Here is a 19,301-nt window from a genome sequence, read left to right on the forward strand (position 1 = left end):
CGCCCGGCTGCGCATTGTGAAGACGAGAGTTCTTAACTGTGAGTGACACGACCCACGACGGCGGGATTGCGCTGAGCAGCCCGCCGTCCGCCGACGAGGGCCTCAGCGCTTCCCAGCTGGCCGACAAGTACGGCCTGACGGTGAGCGGGGCCCGCCCCGGGCTGTTCGCGTACCTGCGGCAGCTCTGGGGCCGTCGGCACTTCATCCTGGCGTTCTCGCGGGCGAAGCTGACCGCGCAGTACAGCCAGGCGAAGCTCGGCCAGCTGTGGCAGGTGGCGACGCCGCTGCTGAACGCCCTGGTCTACTTCCTGATCTTCGGGCTGATCCTGGGTACCCGGAAGGGGATGACCCAGGAGGTCTTCATCCCGTTCCTGGTGACCGGGGTCTTCGTCTTCACCTTCACCCAGAGCTCGGTCATGGCGGGGGTGCGCTCCATCGCGGGCAACCTCGGCCTGGTGCGGGCCCTGCACTTCCCCCGGGCTTCGCTGCCCATCTCGTTCTCGCTCCAGCAGCTCCAGCAGCTGCTGTACTCGATGATCGTGCTGCTGGCGGTGGCGGTGGGCTTCGGCAGCTATCCGTCGCTGTCCTGGCTGCTGGTCGTCCCGGCGCTGGCGATGCAGTTCTTCTTCAACACCGGCCTGGCGCTGGTCATGGCCCGGCTGGGCAGCAAGACCCCCGACCTCGCCCAGCTGATGCCGTTCGTGATGCGTACGTGGATGTACGCCTCGGGCGTCATGTTCTCCATCCCCGTGATGCTGGCCGACAAGCCGCAGTGGATCGCCGACGTGCTGCAGTACAACCCGGCGGCCATCTACATGGACCTCGTCCGGTTCGCGCTGATCGACGGATACGGCTCCGAGAACCTGCCGGACCACGTCTGGGCCGTCGGGCTCGCCTGGTCGCTCGTGGTGGGCGTCGTGGGCTTCGTGTACTTCTGGAAGGCAGAGGAACGGTACGGCCGTGGCTGAGGAATCGTCCCAGGGACACATCCCCACCGTGATCGCGGACGACGTGCACATCGTCTACCGGGTCAACGGCTCGGGCGGCGGCAAGGGCAGCGCCACCGCGGCGCTGAGCCGGATCGTGCGCCGCGGCAAGGGCGAGCCCCGCGGGGTGCGCAAGGTGCACGCGGTGCGGGGTGTCTCCTTCACCGCGTACCGGGGCCAGGCCATCGGTCTCATCGGCACCAACGGTTCGGGCAAGTCCACCCTGCTCCGGGCCATCGCGGGGCTGCTGCCGACCGAGCACGGCAAGGTGTACACGGACGGCCAGCCCTCGCTGCTCGGCGTGAACGCCGCGCTGATGAGCGACCTGACCGGTGAGCGCAACGTCGTGCTCGGCGGTCTCGCCATGGGCATGAGCCGCGAGGAGATCCGCGCGCGCTACCAGGACATCGTCGACTTCTCCGGGATCAACGAGAAGGGCGACTTCATCACGCTGCCCATGCGGACGTACTCCTCCGGCATGGCGGCCAGGCTCCGCTTCTCGATCGCGGCGGCCAAGAACCACGACGTCCTCATGATCGACGAGGCGCTGGCCACCGGTGACCGGAAGTTCCGGGTGCGCTCCGAGGAGCGGATCCGCGAGCTGCGCAAGGAGGCGGGCACCGTCTTCCTGGTCAGTCACAACAACAAGACGATCCGGGACACCTGCGACCGGGTCCTGTGGCTGGAGAAGGGCGAACTCCTGATGGACGGCCCCACCGAAGAGGTGCTCAAGGCCTACGAGCGGGAGACCGGCAAGTAGCTGCCGCCCGCGGTGGCCCCCGCCCGAGCGTCGCGGCGGGGGCCACCGTGCTGTGCTGCGCCGGGGGTGTACGGCGATCTCCTCCCGGCGGATGACGTCAATGGACCGCGTTCCGGGGAAGGTTGACGGGAGCCCAGGTGGTGTACCCGGGCGCGCTGTACCCCTGACGAGGTCCTGTGAGCTGTACAACGTAAGCTGTACCGGTGCTGATTCGCGCCAATGTGGGGTGATACGCCCCCCGGCACATCGCCCGTTGTGCGCATGTCGCACTCGGGAGGACGAGCGGCGTGTCCGAAAAGGGATGTTTTGGGTCGGCAGTGTAGAACGGGAGATATGACGGCAATGATGGACAATCTCCAGCTCCGACGTGGTTTCGCCGTCCCCGCGTCGGGTGGTACGCAGTGACCCGTACCCAGCAGGCGCGCGCCGACGCCGCCGCAGCCGGCACGCTGGACAAGGCCGCGGACGAGAACTTCCCCGTGGCGCCGTTCTTCCTGCCCCGTGCCTGGCGCGACGACCTGATGGCCGTCTACGGCTTCGCCCGGCTCGTCGACGACATCGGCGACGGCGACCTGGCCCCCGGCGGTGCCGACGCCCGCCACCTGGGCCTCGAACCCGGACAGGACGAGGACCGCCTCGCCGCGCTCGACGCCCTCGAAGCCGACCTGCACCGCGTCTTCAAGCGCACCGGTCAGGACCCGCGCCACCCCCTGATGCGCGCCCTGCGCCCCACCGTGCGGCGCTGCGCGCTCACCCCCGAGCCCTTCCTCGGCCTGGTCGAGGCCAACCGGCAGGACCAGAAGGTCCGCCGCTACGGCACCTACGGCGAGCTGCTGGCCTACTGCGAGCTCTCCGCCAACCCCGTCGGCCGGCTCGTGCTGCAGATCACCGGCACCGCGAGCCCCGAACGGATCCGCCGCTCCGACGCCGTCTGCACCGCGCTGCAGATCGCCGAGCACCTCCAGGACGTCGCCGAGGACCTCGGCCGCGACCGGATCTACCTGCCCGCCGAGGACATGGAGCGCTTCCACGTCTCCGAGGCCGACCTGGCCGCACCGTCCGCGAACGCCTCGGTGCGCGCACTCGTCGCCTTCGAGGCGGGACGCGCCCAGGACCTGCTGGACGAGGGCATCCCCCTCGTGGACAGCGTCCACGGCCGGCTCAAGCTGCTGCTCGCCGGATTCGTCGGCGGAGGGCGGGCCGCCCTCTCCGCGATCTCGGCGGCCGGATTCGACGTACTGCCCGGACCGCCCAAGCCCACCGCGCCGAGACTGCTGCGCGAAGTGGGAGCCGTCCTGCGACGAGCGCACAGAGAGGGGTGAGCCGGACCGTGGAGGGACAGACGCCGTACATGTCGGCACCGGTACAGGCCGCGTACAGCTACTGCGAGGCCGTCACCGGACAGCAGGCCCGCAACTTCGCGTACGGCATCAGGCTGCTGCCGTACGAGAAGCGTCAGGCCATGTCGGCGCTGTACGCATTCTCCCGCCGCGTCGACGACATCGGCGACGGCGAGCTGGACGCGGAGACCAAGCGCGTCCGCCTGGAGGAGACCCGGCAGCTGCTCGACCGGATCCGGGACAAGGCGGTGGACGAGGACGACACCGACCCGGTCGCGGTCGCGCTCGCCGACGCCGCGCACCGCTTCCCGCTGCCGCTCGGCGGCCTCGACGAGCTCATCGACGGCGTGCTCATGGACGTGCGCGGGGCGACGTACGAGACCTGGGACGACCTGAAGCTGTACTGCCGCTGCGTCGCGGGTGCCATCGGCCGCCTCAGCCTGGGCGTCTTCGGTACGGAGACGGGCGCGCCCGGCTCCGAGCGTGCTGCCGAGTACGCCGACACCCTGGGACTCGCCCTCCAGCTCACCAACATCCTGCGGGACGTGCGCGAGGACGCCGGCAACGGGCGTACGTACCTCCCGGCCGACGACCTCGCCAAATTCGGCTGCTCCGCCGGTTTCCAGCGGGCCACCCCGCCCCCCGGCTCCGACTTCGCGGGTCTGGTGCACTTCGAGGTCCGGCGCGCCAGGGCCCTCTTCGCCGAGGGCTACCGGCTCCTGCCGATGCTGGACCGCCGCAGCGGCGCCTGTGTGGCGGCCATGGCAGGGATCTACCGCCGGCTCCTCGACCGCATCGAGCGCGACCCCGAGGCCGTCCTGCGCGGCAGGGTCTCACTGCCCGGCCACGAGAAGGCGTACGTCGCGGTGCGCGGCCTCTCGGGGCTCGACGCGCGGTACATCTCGCGCCGGACGACCCGGGGGAGGGCCTGATGGCGGCGCCGGACCGGCTCCGGCCCGTGCGGCGGGCAACCTCCCCGGGTCCCCTCGCGTCCCCCACTGCGACGACGCGACGGACGCCGCCGGACACGACGGCACGGCGAAGGGGGCAGTCATGACCGGCCTCGGCACCCGCCCGTCCCGCGCGGTCGTCGTCGGCGGCGGCCTCGCCGGCGTCACCACGGCGCTCCGCCTCGCCGAGGCGGGGGTTGACGTGACCCTGCTCGAAGGTCGTCCGCGGCTCGGCGGTCTCGCCTTCTCCTTCCGTCGCGGCGACCTCTCCGTCGACAACGGCCAGCACGTCTATCTGCGCTGCTGCACTGCCTACCGCTGGTTCCTGGACCGGATCGAGGGGACCCACCTCGCCCCTCTCCAGGACCGCCTCGACGTGCCCGTGCTCGACGTCGGCCGTCAGGCCGGGCCGCGGCTCGGACGGCTGCGCCGCACCGCGCTGCCCGTACCGCTGCACCTCGCCGGAGGGCTCGCGGCCTACCCCCACCTCTCCCTCGCCGAGAAGGCCGGCGTCGCCCGCGCGGCACTGGCACTCGGCAGGCTCGACCCGGCCGACCCCGCGCTCGACGGCATCGACTTCGCCACCTGGCTCCGCCGCCAGGGCCAGTCGCAGCGCACCATCGAGGCGCTCTGGGACCTCGTCGGCGTCGCCACCCTCAACGCCACCGCGCCCCACGCCTCCATGGCGCTGGCCGCGAAGGTCTTCAAGACCGGCCTCCTCTCCGAACCCGGCGCGGCCGACATCGGCTGGGCGGCCGTGCCGCTCGGGGACCTCCACGACACCCTCGCCCGCAAGGCGCTCGAATCGGCGGGTGTCAGCATCCGTCTGCGCACCCGGGCGTCCTCCCTCACCCGCGCCGAGGACGACCGCTGGGCCGTCACAACCGACGGCGAGCGTTTCGAGGCGGACACGGTCGTCCTCGCCGTACCGCAGGGCGACACCCACCGGCTGCTGCCCGACGGGGCCCTGGACGAGCCCGGCCGGCTGCTCGACCTCACCGACGCGCCGATCCTGAACGTCCACGTCGTCTACGACCGCAAGGTGCTGCGCAGGCCCTTCTTCGCCGCGATCGGCTCGCCCGTGCAGTGGGTCTTCGACCGCACCGAGTCCTCCGGGCTCCAGGGCGCCGGTCAGTACCTCGCGGTGTCCCAGTCCGCGGCGGGCGACGAGATCGACCTGCCCGTCGCCGAGCTGCGCGAGCGCTACCTCCCCGAGCTGGAGCGGCTCCTCCCGGCCGCCCGTGGGGCGGGCGTCCGCGACTTCTTCGTCACCCGGGAACGCGCCGCGACGTTCGCGCCCGCGCCCGGCGTGGGACGCCTGCGGCCGGGTACGCACACGCGTGCCCCCGGGCTCCACCTGGCGGGAGCATGGACCGCCACCGGCTGGCCCGCCACGATGGAGGGTGCCGTCCGCAGCGGTTTCACCGCAGCGGACGCCGCACTCCGGGCCCTCGGCCGGCCACACGAACATCCGCTGCAGGAGGCGGCATGAGCAGTACCACCGGAACAAGAGGAGAGTCTGTGACCCCGGCGAATCCGGCTTACGACACCGTGGCGGACACCACGGACGTCACCGCGCTTCTGGAGCGCGGAAGGGCCCTGTCAGCGCCGGTGCTGCGAGCTGCCGTGGACCGGCTGGCGCCGCCCATGGACACCGTCGCGGCCTATCACTTCGGCTGGATCGATGCCCAGGGCAGGCCCGCCGACGGCGACGGCGGCAAGGCGGTACGTCCCGCGCTGGCCCTGCTGTCCGCGGAGGCGGCGGGTGCCCCGCCCGAGGCCGGAATCCCCGGCGCCGTCGCTGTCGAACTCGTGCACAACTTCTCGCTGCTGCACGACGACCTGATGGACGGCGACGAGCAGCGCCGTCACCGCGACACCGTATGGAAGGTCCACGGCCCCGCGCAGGCCATCCTCGTCGGCGACGCGCTCTTCGCGCTGGCCAACGAGATCCTGCTGGAGCTCGGCACCGCCGAGGCGGGCCGGGCGGCCCGACGGCTGACCACGGCCAGCCGCAAGCTGATCGACGGTCAGGCCCAGGACATCTCCTACGAGCACCGCGAGCGGGTCACCGTCGAGGAGTGCCTGGAGATGGAGGGCAACAAGACGGGCGCCCTCCTCGCCTGCGCGGTCTCCATCGGCGCCGTGCTCGGCGGTGCCGACGACCGCACCGCCGACGTCCTGGAGGCCTACGGCTACCACCTCGGCCTCGCCTTCCAGGCGGTCGACGACCTGCTCGGGATCTGGGGCGACCCGGAGTCCACGGGCAAGCAGACGTGGAGCGATCTGCGTCAGCGCAAGAAGTCCCTGCCCGTCGTGGCCGCGCTCGCCGCGGGCGGACCGGCCTCGGAGCGTCTGGGCGAGCTGCTCGCGGCCGACGCCAAGAGCAGCGACTTCGACAGCTTCTCCGAAGAGGAGTTCGCCGCGCGAGCGGCACTCATCGAGGAGGCGGGCGGCCGCGAGTGGACCGCCCAGGAAGCCCGACGCCAGCACGCGGTCGCCATCGAGGCGCTGCACGGCGTCGACATGCCGGAACATGTGCGCGCTCAGCTCACCGAGCTCGCCGACTTCGTTGTCGTACGGAAGAGATGATCACCATCCAGATATGACTCGCAGTCGCCGGCGGGCGCCCCACGGGGCGCCCGCCGACGGAGACCCCAGCACAGCAGAGGACCACACTGCACGAAGGGGAAGCCATGACAGCGACGACCGACGGAAGCACCGGAGCCGCGAACCTCCGCGCAGCCTCGGCAAGCGATCCGACCGAATCAACCATCGCCGCGGACGACACGCTCACCGTCGCGCGGCGGGCCGCGGAACGCTCGGTTGAGCACCTCCTCGGCAGACAGGACGAGCAGGGCTGGTGGAAGGGAGACCTCGCCACCAACGTCACCATGGACGCGGAGGACCTGCTGCTCCGTCAGTTCCTGGGAATCCAGGACCCGGCCACCGTCCAGGCGGCCGCCCGCTTCATCCGGGGCGAACAGATGGGCGACGGCACCTGGAACACCTTCTACGAGGGCCCGCCGGACCTCTCCGCCACCATCGAGGCGTACGTCGCCCTCCGGCTCGCCGGGGACCGTCCCGACGACCCGCACATGATCCGCGCGGCGGGCTGGGTCAGGGAACAGGGCGGCATCGCGGAGTCCCGCGTCTTCACCCGGATCTGGCTCGCGCTCTTCGGCTGGTGGAGATGGGACGACCTCCCGGAGCTTCCGCCCGAGCTGATGTTCTTCCCGAAGTGGATCCCTCTCAACATCTACGACTTCGGGTGCTGGGCCCGCCAGACCATCGTGCCGCTCACCATCGTCTCCGCCCTGCGGCCCGTACGCCCCGCCCCGTTCCCCCTGGACGAACTGCACACCGATCCGGCCTGCCCGAATCCCGCCAAGCCGGCTGCCTCGGCGGTCAGTTGGGACGGTGTCTTCCAGCGCCTCGACAAGGCGCTGCACCTCTATCACAAGGTGGCCCCGCGCAAGCTGCGGCGTATCGCGATGAACGCGGCGGCCCGCTGGATCATCGAGCGCCAGGAGAACGACGGCTGCTGGGGCGGCATCCAGCCGCCCGCGGTGTACTCCGTCATCGCCCTGCACCTGCTGGGATACGACCTCGACCACCCGGTGATGCGCGCCGGGCTCGAATCGCTCGACCGGTTCACCGTGTGGCGCGAGGACGGGGCCCGGATGGTCGAGGCCTGCCAGTCCCCGGTCTGGGACACCTGCCTCGCCACCATCGCCCTCGCCGACGCGGGGGTCAGCCCCGACCACCCGGCGCTGGTGAGAGCGGCCGACTGGATGCTGGGCGAGGAGATCGTGCGGCCCGGCGACTGGTCCGTACGCAGACCCGAACTGGCGCCGGGCGGCTGGGCGTTCGAGTTCCACAACGACAACTACCCCGACATCGACGACACCGCCGAGGTCGTCCTGGCGCTGCGCCGCGTCCGGCACCCCGACCCCTCCAGGGTCGAGGCCGCCATCGAGCGCGGGGTCCGCTGGAACCTCGGCATGCAGTCCCGCAACGGCGCCTGGGGTGCCTTCGACGCGGACAACACGAGCCCCTTCCCCAACCGGCTGCCCTTCTGTGACTTCGGTGAGGTCATCGACCCCCCGTCGGCCGATGTCACCGGGCATGTAGTGGAGATGCTCGCCGTCGAAGGGCGGGCCGCGCATCCCCGTACCCGCAGGGGCATCGACTGGCTGCTCGCCGAACAGGAGGCGAACGGGGCGTGGTTCGGGCGCTGGGGCGTCAACTACATCTACGGGACGGGCTCCGTGGTGCCCGCGCTCGTCGCGGCCGGGCTGCCGCCCGCGCACCCCTCGGTGCGGCGGGCCGTCGACTGGCTGAAGTCCGTCCAGAACGACGACGGCGGCTGGGGCGAGGACCTGCGCTCCTACCGCGAGGAGAAGTGGATCGGCCACGGCAGCTCCACCGCGTCCCAGACGGCCTGGGCGCTCCTCGCGCTGCTGGCCGCCGGTGAGCGGGAGAGCCGGTCCGTGGAGCGCGGGGTCGCCTGGCTCGCGAAGACCCAGCAGGCCGACGGTTCCTGGGACGAACCGCACTTCACCGGCACCGGCTTCCCCTGGGACTTCTCCATCAACTACCACCTCTACCGGCAGGTGTTCCCCCTCACGGCGCTCGGCAGGTACGTGTACGGCGACCCGTTCGCCCTCGCGGCCGGGCCGGGCGTCGAGACCGGCGAGGGGGCTTGATCCCATGGGCGGTACGCACGAACCGTCCGCCCCTGCCACCCCGCTGCTGATCGCCTGCGCGCTCGGCATCGAGCGCCTCGCCCTGCGCACCGGCAGGGCGGGCGCCGCCTCCGGGCCCGTGAGCGTCATCAGGACCGGGATGGGGCCCCGGGCTGCCGAGGCCGCGGTGCGGCGCGCACTGGGACGGCGAGGGGCCGAGGACGCCGCGGTCATCGCCTCCGGGTTCTGCGCCGGGCTCGCGCCCGGTATGCACCCGGGCGACCTCGTGGTCGCGGACGAGACCAGGGACTCCGGCTCCACCACGGTCTGCGTGGGGACCGGTGTGCTGGTCGACGCGCTGACCAGGGCGGTGCCCGGACGTACGGTCCACACCGGCCCGCTCATCGGCTCCGGGCACGTCGTCCGGGGGCCGGAGCGGGCCGGGCTCCGGGCCACCGGTGCCATCGCGGTGGACATGGAGTCCGCCGTCACTCTTCGCACCGCCCTGCGGACCGGGCCACGCCCGGTTGCGGCCGTACGGGTGGTCGTGGACGCTCCAGAGCATGAGCTCGTCCGTATCGGCACGGTCCGCGGTGGAATATCGGCATTCCGCGTTCTTCGTGCTGTCCTTCCCGCTTTTCACGAATGGCACCGATCTTTGCTGCTCCCCAGGAGGTGAGCCCAGATGGCCATGCCGCTCCGTCAGTCCATCAAGGTTGCGACGTATCTCTTCGAACAGAAGCTCCGCAAGCGGGAGAAGTTCCCGCTGATCGTCGAGCTGGAGCCCTTGTTCGCCTGCAACCTCGCGTGCGAGGGCTGTGGGAAGATCCAGCACCCGGCAGGAGTGCTCAAGCAGCGCATGCCCGTCGCCCAGGCGGTGGGCGCGGTGCTCGAATCAGGTGCCCCGATGGTCTCCATCGCCGGCGGTGAGCCCCTGATGCACCCTCAGATCGATGAGATCGTCCGTCAGCTGGTGGCGAAGAAAAAGTACGTCTTCCTCTGCACCAACGCCATGCTGATGCGCAAGAAGCTCGACAAGTTCACGCCGTCGCCCTACTTCGCCTTCGCCGTGCACATCGACGGACTGCGCGAGAGGCACGACGAGTCGGTCGCCAAGGAGGGCGTGTTCGACGAGGCGGTGGAGGCGATGAAGGAGGCCAAGCGCCGCGGCTTCCGGGTCACGACCAACTCCACCTTCTTCAACACCGACACCCCGCAGACCGTCATCGAGGTGCTCAACTTCCTCAACGACGAGCTGAAGGTCGACGAGATGATGATCTCGCCCGCCTACGCCTACGAGAAGGCACCCGACCAGGAGCACTTCCTGGGAGTCGAGCAGACCCGCGAGCTCTTCAAGAAGTCCTTCGCGGGCGGCAACCGGAGCCGCTGGAGGCTCAACCACTCCCCGCTGTTCCTTGACTTCCTGGAGGGCAAGGCCGACTTCGCGTGCACGGCCTGGGCTATCCCCAACTACTCGCTCTTCGGCTGGCAGAGGCCCTGCTATCTGATGAGTGACGGATACGTCCCCACCTACCGGGAGCTCATCGAGGAGACCGACTGGGAGAAGTACGGCCGGGGCAAGGACCCGCGCTGCGCCAACTGCATGGCGCACTGCGGCTACGAGCCCACCGCCGTGCTCGCCACCATGGGGTCCCTGAAGGAATCCCTGCGAGCGGCGCGGGAGACCGTCGGCGGGAGCCGGTGACGTCATGACCACCGGAGAGCCCGTCGCGACGGGCCTCCCCGCACCGCCGGCCCGGCCGCTCGCGGTGCGCCGCCCCTCGCGGCGCATCCAGGTCGGGTCGGTGGCGTTCGGCGCGCCGCTCCGGAGGGCATCGGGGGCACGATCCGTGTCCCGCCGTCGGCGCCTCCGGCGCAGGAGGCCGAGGCCGGCGTTCAGATCCTGGAGGCGCCGCACGTGAAGCAGCGCCGCCCGGAAGACCGCGGAGGGTATGGAGGAGGCAGGAATCCCCACCGGGGCTCCGGCCGTGACCGTGAGCCGATGACAGGACCAGAGAGAGGGCCCGAGCGTGACGATGCTGGAATCCATCAAGGGGCCGCAGGATCTCAAGGCACTGAGCCAACCGGAACTCGGTGAACTCGCCGAGGAGATCAGGGCGTTCCTCGTCAGGGCGGTGGCGAGAACGGGCGGTCATCTCGGCCCGAACCTCGGGGTCGTCGAGCTCTCCATCGCCCTGCACCGGGCCTTCGACTCACCCGTGGACCGCATCCTGTGGGACACGGGCCATCAGAGCTACGTGCACAAGCTGCTGACGGGACGTCAGGACTTCTCCAAGCTGCGGAGCAAGGGTGGTCTCTCCGGCTACCCCTCCCGCGAGGAGTCCGAGCACGACGTCATCGAGAACTCCCACGCCTCGACGGTCCTCGGCTGGGCCGACGGCCTCGCCAAGGCCAACGAGGTGCTCGGGCGCCCCCACCACGTCGTCGCGGTGATCGGCGACGGTGCGCTCACCGGAGGCATGGCCTGGGAGGCGCTCAACAACATCGCCGCGGCCAGGGACCGTCCCCTGATCATCGTGGTGAACGACAACGAGCGCTCGTACGCCCCGACCATCGGCGGCCTCGCGAACCATCTGTCGATCCTGCGCACCACCGACGGCTACGAGCGCTTCCTCTCCTGGGGCAAGGGGGTGCTCCAGCAGACCCCGGTCATCGGCCCGCCGCTGTACGGCTCGCTGCACGGTGCGAAGAAGGGCTTCAAGGACACCTTCGCCCCGCAGGGCCTCTTCGAGGACCTGGGCCTCAAATACCTCGGCCCCGTCGACGGGCACGACACCGGGGCCGTCGAGTCCGCGCTGAACCGGGCCAAGCGCTTCCACGGTCCCGTGCTCGTGCACTGCATCACCGAGAAGGGCCGCGGCTATCCGCCCGCGCTGGCCGACGACGCCGACCGCTTCCACACCGTCGGCAGGATGGACCCGCTGACCTGCGAGCCCCTCGTGGTGCCCGCCGCGCCGTCCTGGACCTCCGTCTTCGGCGACGAGATCGCGGAGATCGCCGCGGAGCGCCCGGACGTCGTCGCGATCACCGCGGCGATGCTGCACCCGGTCGGGCTGACCCGCTTCGCCGAGGAGTTCCCCGACCGTGTCTGGGACGTGGGCATCGCGGAGCAGCACGCGGCGGTCTCCGCCGCAGGGCTCGCCACCGGCGGTCTGCATCCGGTGGTCGCTGTCTACGCGACCTTCCTCAACCGGGCCTTCGACCAGCTGCTGATGGATGTCGCCCTGCACCGGTGCGGGGTGACGTTCGTCCTGGACCGGGCCGGTGTGACCGGCACCGACGGCCCCTCGCACAACGGCATGTGGGACATGTCCGTGCTCCAGGTCGTCCCCGGCCTCCGGATCGCCGCCCCGCGCGACGCCGAGCGGCTGCGCGAGGAACTGCGCGAGGCCATGGACGTCGACGACGCGCCGACCGTGATCCGCTTCCCGAAGGAGTCGGTGGGGGAGCCGGTCGAGGCCGTCGGAAGGATCGGCGGGATGGACGTGCTGCACCGGGCGAAGGACCCCGACGTCCTGCTGGTGGCCGTCGGCGCGCTGGCCCCGGTCTGCCTCCAGGCCGCCGATCTGCTCGCGGGTACGGGAGTCCGCTGCACGGTCGTCGACCCGCGCTGGGTCAAACCGGTCGACGACCAGCTGCCCGCGCTTGCCGCGCGGCACGGCCTGGTGGCCGTCGTGGAGGACAACAGCCGTACGGGCGGCGTCGGTTCGGCCGTCGGGCAGGCGCTGCGGGACGCGGGTGTCGACGTACCGCTGCGGACGTTCGGCATCCCGGAGCAGTTCCTGGCGCACGCCGGGCGTGGCGAGGTGCTGGCCGAGATCGGGCTCACCCCGGTCGAGATCGCGGGGCGCGTCGCCGCCACGCTGGAGCGCCGCGCGGCGGCGCAGGAGCGGACCACGCCGAAGGAGAACGGGGCATGAAGGACGAACGGCCGGAAGGCTTCGATCTGGCGCGGCTCCTCGCGGAGCGCGGCGCCGAACGCTACGAGCTGCACACCCGGCACCTCAACCACCAGCTGCCCCGCATGCTGCGGACCATCGGCTTCGACAAGGTCTACGAGCGGGCCGAGGGCGCGTACTTCTGGGACGCGGAGGGCAACGACTACCTCGACATGCTCGCCGGCTTCGGGGTGATGGGGCTGGGCAGGCACCACCCCGTCGTACGCAAGGCCCTCCACGACGTCCTGGACGCCTCGCTCGCCGACCTCACCCGCTTCGACTGCCAGCCGCTGCCGGGACTGCTCGCCGAGAAGCTGCTCGCGCACAGCCCGCACCTGGACCGGGTCTTCTTCGGCAACAGCGGTACGGAGGCCGTCGAGACCGCGCTGAAGTTCGCGAGGTACGCCACCGGGAAGCCCAGGATCCTCTACTGCTCCCACGCCTTCCACGGGCTGACGACCGGCTCGCTCTCGGTCAACGGCGAGAAGGGGTTCCGCGACGGCTTCGCGCCGCTGCTGCCCGACACGGCCATCGAGCTCGGCGACCTGGACGCGCTGCGGCGCGAGCTGAAGCGCGGCGACGTGGCCGGGCTGGTCGTGGAGCCGATCCAGGGGAAGGGCGTCCACGCCTCCCCGCCCGGATTCCTGCGGGAGGCACAGGAGCTGCTGCACCGGCACAAGGCCCTGCTGATCGCCGACGAGGTCCAGACCGGGCTGGGCAGGACCGGCGACTTCTACGCCTACCAGCACGAGGAAGGCGTAGAACCCGACCTGCTCTGTGTGGCCAAGGCCCTCTCCGGCGGCTATGTGCCGGTCGGAGCGACGCTCGGCAAGGACTGGATCTTCAAGCGCGTCTACTCCTCCATGGACCGGGTCCTGGTCCACTCCGCGAGCTTCGGATCCAACGCCCAGGCCATGGCGGCCGGGCTCGCCGTCCTCGCGGTGATGGAGCGGGAGGAGACCGTCGCGAACGCCAGGCGTACCGGCGACCTGCTGCGTGAGCGGCTCTCCGCGCTCGTCGGCCGCTACGAGCTGCTGCACGAGGTGCGAGGGCGCGGGCTGATGATCGGCATCGAGTTCGGCCGGCCGGCCTCACTCAAGCTCCGGAGCCGCTGGACGATGCTCCAGGCGGCGCGCAAGGGCCTCTTCGCGCAGATGGTGGTGGTGCCGCTGCTCCAGAAGCACCGCATCCTCACCCAGGTCTCGGGGGACCACCTCGAAGTGATCAAGCTGATCCCCCCACTGGTCATCGGAGAACCGGAGGTGGACCGCTTCGTGACCGCCTTCACAGCCGTCATGGACGACGCGCACAGCGGCGGCGGGCTGATGTGGGACTTCGGCAGGACCTTGGTGAAACAGGCCGTCGCCAACCGTTGAGCACCAGGAGATTTGCCCCTGAGGCAAGAAATTTGCCTCAGGGGAAAGTTCCTGGCCCAATGGAGACATGAATCCTTCCGACGAAGGGGCGGCCGAAGAGCTTCCGGGGGTCGCGCCACGCCTGCGCGACCTGCGCCGCAACCGCGGTCTCACCCTGGAGGCCGCGGCCGGGCGGGCGGGACTCTCCCCGGCCCACCTCTCCCGGCTCGAAACGGGCCGGCGGCAGCCCTCGCTGCCGATGCTCCTCGGTCTCGCCAGGGTCTACGGTACGACCGTCTCCGAGCTCCTGGGCGAGATGCCACCCGAACGTGACGCGATCGTCCGCGGCGGCCCCCTCGAAGGACCTCCGGGGGGCGACGCGGGCGGCTGGATCTACCGGCAGGCCGGCGGCTCCGGCCGGGCGATGCAGGCACTGCGCGTCCGCGTGCCGTACGGCACCGAGGGCGACCTCGTGCGCGTGCACCCCGGCGAGGAGTGGCTGTACGTCCTCGACGGCAGGCTGCGGGTCGTGCTCGGGGAGACCGTGCACGACCTCGATCCGGGCGACAGCGCGCACTTCGACTCGCTCACCCCGCACCGGATCGCGGCGCTCGACATCGGCGGGGCGCGCCTGCTCTTCGTCCACACGCTGCTGCAGAGCCCCGCCGCGGAGCTGTGCCTCGGCAACGGGATCCACCGGCTCTGATCCGGCACGCCCCACAGCCTGCCGCCCCCTTGTCACCCGGCTGAACAGCCGGAAGAGAGGACCGTCATGTCCGATTCGGAAGACTTCGACCCGCTGACCCCGCGCGGGGCGAAGAGCGCGGACACGCACGAGCGGAGGATGCCCCGCGGTGTCGTGATCCGGCTCATCGCCTACCTGGTGGCCGGACATGTCGTCGCGGCCTTCCTCTTCCTTCTCTTCAGCGTGGCCGGCAAGGGCTGAGGGCCGTCGGCGCTACGCGTCCTCGACGAGGCGCTCGCGGAGCTTCTCGCGCGTCTCGGGGCTGATCCCGAGGCCTTCGAGGAGATAGCGGTCGGTGCCGCCCCAGATCTCCTCGATCGTCGCGAACGCGGCCGCGAGGTAGTCGGAGTGGGCGCCGAAGAGCGGATTGAGCAGCTCCATGACCTCGTCGGACATGCCGACGGGCGAGGTGTCGCTGCGCCGCACCTTGTAGCGGCGGTGCGCGTCGTTCGACTTGAGGTAGTCGGCCTCGATGGCCTCCCTCTCGACACCGACGGCCAGCAGGGAGACCGCGACCGACAGCCCTGCCCGGTCCTTGCCCGCGGCACAGTGCATCAGCGCCGGCACGCTGTCCTCCGCCAGCGCGTGCAGCACGCGGCTGTGTTCGGCGGTGCGGTCCTTGATGATCGAGCGGTACGAGGCGACCATGCGTGCCGTTCCCCTGCCGTCGGCCAGGATCGAACGCAGCTGCTCGATGTTCCCGTCGCGGACCAGCCGCCAGAACTCCGCGCCGTCGGCGGGGTCGGAGAGCGGAATGCTGACGTTGCGGACACCCGGCAGCTCCACGTCGTGACCGTCGAGCTTGTGGTCGGCCGCGTTACGGAAGTCGAAGACCGTGTGCAGACCCAGTCCGGAGAGGAAGGCGGCGTCCTCCTCGGTGGCGTTGGCGAGGTGGCCGCTGCGGAAGAGGCGCCCGTACCGCACCGTGCGGCCGTCCACGGTCGGGAGTCCGCCCACGTCGCGGAAGTTGCGGACACCGGTCAGCTCGACGTCACCCGACTCGGCGTCGGCCGGCGGGACCTCTGGCAGCTGCGTCACAAGGGCTCCTGGGGTGTCTGGCGTCGGCGCCGCTCGCCGACGGGGGCACGCCCGCGACGATACGACATGGCTGCATCGGGCAATCGTCTCGGGCATGACTCCACTCGCACCGTTTCGCACTTAAAAGCAGTGACATGTCCGTATTGGTGTATTTAACAGAACATGCCCCGCTTGTACGGGAGATGGGGGGAGCTGGGTGAGCGGGATCATATCCGTGACGGTGTGTGGCGGAGTCGCCGGTGGGTATTCCTGACGCCGCCCGGAAAGCCAAGATCCGTAATCCACGGAGTGTGACCGGAATTCTTCGAGTGAATTGAAGCCCTGATTCCGGTACGCAATCCGCGGCTTGTTCCCGGCGTCCCCGCTCGCTTACGGTCACGGTCAATCCGGACGGAACGCCTAATCCTGCCGCCGTCCGGAATCCGCACCGACCTACGTGTGGCAGGAGCGGGGGAACCAGGTAAGCCGCCGTCCGGAGCGATCCGGAACGGCTCGGGGTCAAGACGCGCACAGCGCGGCCGGGCATCTCCAGTCCGAACCCGACAGCTCACCTCGCAGGCGCCGGAGAGGAATGCCACATGCCCGCAAAGGGTAAGCACCGCCGTACCAGGACCGGCCCGATCTCGCGCGGCATCCTCGCCGCGGGGACCGGCGGCGCCGTTCTCGCCCTCCCGCTCATCGGCGCCACCGGCGCCAACGCCGCGGAGCAGGCCGCACCGGCCGCCAAGCCCGCCGCCCAGAGCGCGCCCGCCGCGGCGGCGAAGAGCACCCCCAGGACCTACTCCGTCGTCGCCGGCGACTATCTGGCGAAGATCGCCGCGAAGAAGCACATCAAGGGCGGCTGGCAGAAGCTGTACAAGGACAACCGCGAGGTCGTCGGCGAGAACCCGAGCCTGATCCTCCCGGGCATGAAGCTGACCCTCGGCGCCAAGGCCTCCGCCGCCGAGGCCACCCCCTCGAAGGCCTCCGCCCCCGCGGAGAAGCCGGCCGAGAAGCCCGCCGAGAAGACCGCGGCCCCGGCCGCCGAGAAGACCGCGACCACGGCCTCCTCCGACTCCGGCGCCTCCGAGAGCACCAGCTCCGGCTACGCCGCCCCGGTCGAGAACCCCAACGTCACCACCCAGTACCGGGCCTCGGGCGCCAGCTGGTCCAGCGGCTACCACACCGGCTCCGACTTCCAGGCCGCCTCCGGCACCAGCGTCCGGTCCATCGGCCCGGGCACCGTGGTGTCGGCCGGCTGGAGCGGTTCGTACGGCAACGAGGTCGTCATCCAGCACAGCGACGGCATGTACTCCCAGTACGCGCACCTGTCCTCGCTCGAGGTCTCGGCCGGCCAGACCGTCACCGGCGGCCAGCAGATCGGCCTCTCCGGCTCCACCGGCAACTCCACCGGCCCGCACCTCCACTTCGAGGTCCGCACCGGCCCGAGCTACGGCTCCGACGTCGACCCGATCGCCTACCTGCGTTCGCACGGCGTCTCCATCTGAGACACGGCACCTGACGGTGCGGAGAGGGGCGGTGCGCCGAGGCGCACCGCCCCTCTTCTTATTCCGGCTTTACCAAAAACTGACCGGGTGGTCTTTATCACCACCCGTCAACCCCTTATTACGGTCGCGTAGGTCACATTCGAAGGTGCAGGATAAGCCGTTGTGGCAGACGATTCGAGAAACAAACAGCACGGCATCATCGGGTCGTACGCAGCGATTGGCGACAGCTTCACCGAGGGTGTCGGAGACCCCGGCCCGGACGGAACGCTCCTCGGCTGGGCCGACCGCTTCGCGGTCCTCCTCGCGGACCAGCTCCCGGTACCGGACGCGGCGGTCGGTCCTGTGGACGACCCGCACGGGAACTTCCGGTACGCCAATCTCGCCGTACGCGGACGTCTCCTCGACCAGATAGTCGAGGAGCAGGTCCCCCGCGCCAAGGAGCTGGCACCTGATCTGGTGAGCTTCTGCGCGGGCGGCAACGACATCCTCCGTCCGGGCTCCGACCCGGACGACGTGGCGGAGCGCTTCGAGCGTGCCGTCGCCGAGCTGACCGGGTCCGTCGGCACGGTGATGGTCACCACCGGCTTCGACACCCGCGGCATCCCGGTGCTCAAGCACCTGCGGGGCAAGATCGCCATGTACACCGCCCATGTCCGGTCCATCGCCGACCGCTACGACTGCCCGGTCCTCGACCTGTGGTCCCTGCGGTCCGTGCAGGACCGGCGCGCCTGGGACAACGACCGGCTGCACCTCTCGCCCGAGGGACACACCCGGGTCGCGCTGCGCGCCGCCCAGGTCCTCGGTCTTGACGTGCCGGCCGACCCGGACCAGGCGTGGCCCCCGCAGGCCCACCGCGGGACCCTGGAGGTGCGGCGCGACGACGTCCAGTGGGCGCGCGAGTATCTCGTGCCCTGGATCGGCCGGCGGCTGCGCGGCGAGTCGTCGGGGGACCACGTCGAGGCCAAGCGCCCCGACCTGCTGCCGCTCTGACCCGTCAGCGGCTGACGACCGGGAGCAGGCGCCGGACCCTGTCCGGAGCCACGGGCCCGTCCGGGGCGGATGTCCGCGACGGACGGGCGGGCGGCCCGGCCACGTCCACGCCGGCCCGGACGCGCGTCGGGCCGGCGGGCATCCGTACCGGAGCGGCGGGTATCCGTTCCAGCACGCCGCCCGCGAAGACGTCGTACAGCGGCAGCGTCTCCAGGTGCACATAGCCGATGTGGCAGTCGCAGACATCGAGCGGGCAGCCCCGCGGGCCCAGCGCGTCCCGGAAGCTGCCGTCGTACAGATTGCCCAGCTCCGCGCGGACGAAGTGGCAGCGGCGCACCGTTCCGTCCCCGTCCACCGAGATCACCGACTCGCCCGTCCGGCAGGGCAGTCCGGCCGAGCGGTGCGGAAACCGGCTGAGGGGGAACAGCGGGTCCAGCGCCGTCCAGCGGTCGGCCTCCTCGTCCGTGTAGGTGTGTCCCTCCGCGGCGTTGACCCAGAGATAGACCTCGGACGGCAGCGCCGAGCGCAGCCGCCTCGCCTCCTCCAGGTGCTCGTCGATACCGACCACCCCGACGCTGTAGCGGACCCCGAGAGCGGTCAGCTCCCGGCACCGGCCGAGGAACCGCTCGTACGGTGTCTGGCCCGGGTGGTACGTGCACCACAGGGCGACCTTGTCGCGGTCGGCAGCCGCCAGCCAGCCCGTACGGCCGCTGAGATTGGTCTGGATCGCCACCCGGCGGACGTGCGGCAGCCGCGACAGGTCGACGAGCGCACGCCGGTACCAGGACCGCACCAGGCCCTCTCCCCACGGCGTGAACAGCACCGAGAGACCGTCACCCGTCCGACCCGCTGCCCAGGCGGTGAACCGCTCCAGGGCCGCACGGTCGGTCCGCAGCTGCTCGACGCTGTCCCGCCGCTTGGCGAACGGGCAGTAGGGGCAGTCGTAGTCGCACGAGGCCAGCGGGCCCCGGTAGAGAATCGTCAGGTCCATGCTCCCCGCCCT

The 19,301-nt window shown here is 70.9% G+C and carries 16 protein-coding genes, 1 pseudogene and 1 riboswitch; of the genes and pseudogenes, 15 read left to right on the forward strand and 2 right to left on the reverse strand.

Annotated features, from left to right (window positions below; translation table 11 throughout):
• Positions 1 to 38: 38 nt before the first annotated feature.
• From AMK10_RS19270 to AMK10_RS37700, 13 genes and pseudogenes are all read left to right on the forward strand, one after another.
• The gene (locus AMK10_RS19270) at positions 39 to 968 is read left to right on the forward strand and encodes an ABC transporter permease (protein ID WP_073749038.1); all 930 of its coding nucleotides are present in this window, start codon (positions 39 to 41) and stop codon (positions 966 to 968) included.
• On the forward strand, positions 961 to 1,746 hold the full coding sequence (locus AMK10_RS19275; RefSeq protein ID WP_073749039.1) for an ABC transporter ATP-binding protein: 786 nt from the start codon (positions 961 to 963) through the stop codon (positions 1,744 to 1,746). The genes AMK10_RS19270 and AMK10_RS19275 overlap by 8 nt, the downstream gene beginning before the upstream one ends.
• A gap of 401 nt (positions 1,747 to 2,147) precedes the next feature.
• On the forward strand, positions 2,148 to 3,068 hold the full coding sequence (hpnC, locus tag AMK10_RS19280; protein ID WP_073749040.1) for a squalene synthase HpnC: 921 nt from the start codon (positions 2,148 to 2,150) through the stop codon (positions 3,066 to 3,068).
• A gap of 29 nt (positions 3,069 to 3,097) precedes the next feature.
• Positions 3,098 to 4,018, forward strand: coding sequence for a presqualene diphosphate synthase HpnD (gene hpnD / locus AMK10_RS19285; RefSeq protein ID WP_198959722.1), 921 nt, complete (start codon positions 3,098 to 3,100; stop codon positions 4,016 to 4,018).
• Positions 4,019 to 4,073: 55 nt separating this feature from the next.
• Positions 4,074 to 5,528, forward strand: a pseudogene (gene hpnE, locus AMK10_RS19290) (hydroxysqualene dehydroxylase HpnE); the annotation flags it as partial.
• Positions 5,525 to 6,628: a polyprenyl synthetase family protein gene (locus tag AMK10_RS19295; RefSeq protein ID WP_073749041.1), complete on the forward strand. Its 1,104-nt coding sequence runs from the start codon at positions 5,525 to 5,527 to the stop codon at positions 6,626 to 6,628. The pseudogene hpnE and the gene AMK10_RS19295, both read left to right, overlap by 4 nt.
• A 104-nt stretch (positions 6,629 to 6,732) precedes the next feature.
• Positions 6,733 to 8,745 carry a squalene--hopene cyclase gene (gene shc / locus AMK10_RS19300; RefSeq protein ID WP_073749042.1) on the forward strand — a complete coding sequence of 671 codons (2,013 nt, stop codon included), beginning with the start codon at positions 6,733 to 6,735 and terminating at the stop codon, positions 8,743 to 8,745.
• Positions 8,746 to 8,749: 4 nt separating this feature from the next.
• The gene (locus tag AMK10_RS19305) at positions 8,750 to 9,403 is read left to right on the forward strand and encodes a phosphorylase family protein (protein ID WP_073749043.1); all 654 of its coding nucleotides are present in this window, start codon (positions 8,750 to 8,752) and stop codon (positions 9,401 to 9,403) included.
• Between the two features lie 6 nt (positions 9,404 to 9,409).
• Complete coding sequence (gene hpnH / locus AMK10_RS19310; RefSeq protein WP_073749044.1) at positions 9,410 to 10,429, forward strand: adenosyl-hopene transferase HpnH; 1,020 nt, start codon at positions 9,410 to 9,412, stop codon at positions 10,427 to 10,429.
• 325 nt (positions 10,430 to 10,754) lie between these two features.
• A complete protein-coding gene (dxs, locus tag AMK10_RS19315; RefSeq protein ID WP_073749045.1) occupies positions 10,755 to 12,665 on the forward strand; it encodes a 1-deoxy-D-xylulose-5-phosphate synthase in 1,911 nt (636 codons plus the stop codon).
• Entirely contained in the window at positions 12,662 to 14,059 is a 1,398-nt protein-coding gene (locus AMK10_RS19320) for an aspartate aminotransferase family protein (protein ID WP_073749046.1), read from the forward strand. The genes dxs and AMK10_RS19320 overlap by 4 nt, the downstream gene beginning before the upstream one ends.
• Positions 14,060 to 14,126: 67 nt before the next feature.
• Positions 14,127 to 14,744 (forward strand): helix-turn-helix domain-containing protein, encoded by a 618-nt coding sequence (locus tag AMK10_RS19325; RefSeq protein WP_073749047.1) that lies wholly within the window; start codon positions 14,127 to 14,129, stop codon positions 14,742 to 14,744.
• 66 nt (positions 14,745 to 14,810) lie between these two features.
• Positions 14,811 to 14,984 carry a DUF6126 family protein gene (locus tag AMK10_RS37700; protein ID WP_198959723.1) on the forward strand — a complete coding sequence of 58 codons (174 nt, stop codon included), beginning with the start codon at positions 14,811 to 14,813 and terminating at the stop codon, positions 14,982 to 14,984.
• 12 nt (positions 14,985 to 14,996) lie between these two features.
• Here AMK10_RS37700 and AMK10_RS19330 read toward each other — a convergent pair whose 3' ends face one another.
• The gene (locus AMK10_RS19330) at positions 14,997 to 15,821 is read right to left on the reverse strand and encodes a tyrosine-protein phosphatase (RefSeq protein ID WP_073749048.1); all 825 of its coding nucleotides are present in this window, start codon (positions 15,819 to 15,821) and stop codon (positions 14,997 to 14,999) included.
• Positions 15,822 to 16,236: 415 nt separating this feature from the next.
• Positions 16,237 to 16,395, forward strand: a riboswitch (cyclic di-AMP (ydaO/yuaA leader).
• A 4-nt stretch (positions 16,396 to 16,399) separates the two neighbouring features.
• Here AMK10_RS19330 and AMK10_RS19335 point away from each other — a divergent pair.
• A complete protein-coding gene (locus tag AMK10_RS19335; RefSeq protein WP_073749049.1) occupies positions 16,400 to 17,308 on the forward strand; it encodes a M23 family metallopeptidase in 909 nt (302 codons plus the stop codon).
• A gap of 162 nt (positions 17,309 to 17,470) precedes the next feature.
• Entirely contained in the window at positions 17,471 to 18,298 is an 828-nt protein-coding gene (locus AMK10_RS19340; protein ID WP_073749050.1) for an SGNH/GDSL hydrolase family protein, read from the forward strand.
• Between the two features lie 4 nt (positions 18,299 to 18,302).
• On the opposite strand, the gene AMK10_RS19345 is transcribed toward AMK10_RS19340, so the two are convergent.
• Positions 18,303 to 19,289 carry an STM4011 family radical SAM protein gene (locus tag AMK10_RS19345; RefSeq protein WP_073749051.1) on the reverse strand — a complete coding sequence of 329 codons (987 nt, stop codon included), beginning with the start codon at positions 19,287 to 19,289 and terminating at the stop codon, positions 18,303 to 18,305.
• Between the last annotated feature and the right edge of the window lie 12 nt (positions 19,290 to 19,301).

The organism is Streptomyces sp. CB02058, from assembly GCF_001905505.1.
Classification (GTDB): Bacteria; Actinomycetota; Actinomycetes; order Streptomycetales; family Streptomycetaceae; genus Streptomyces.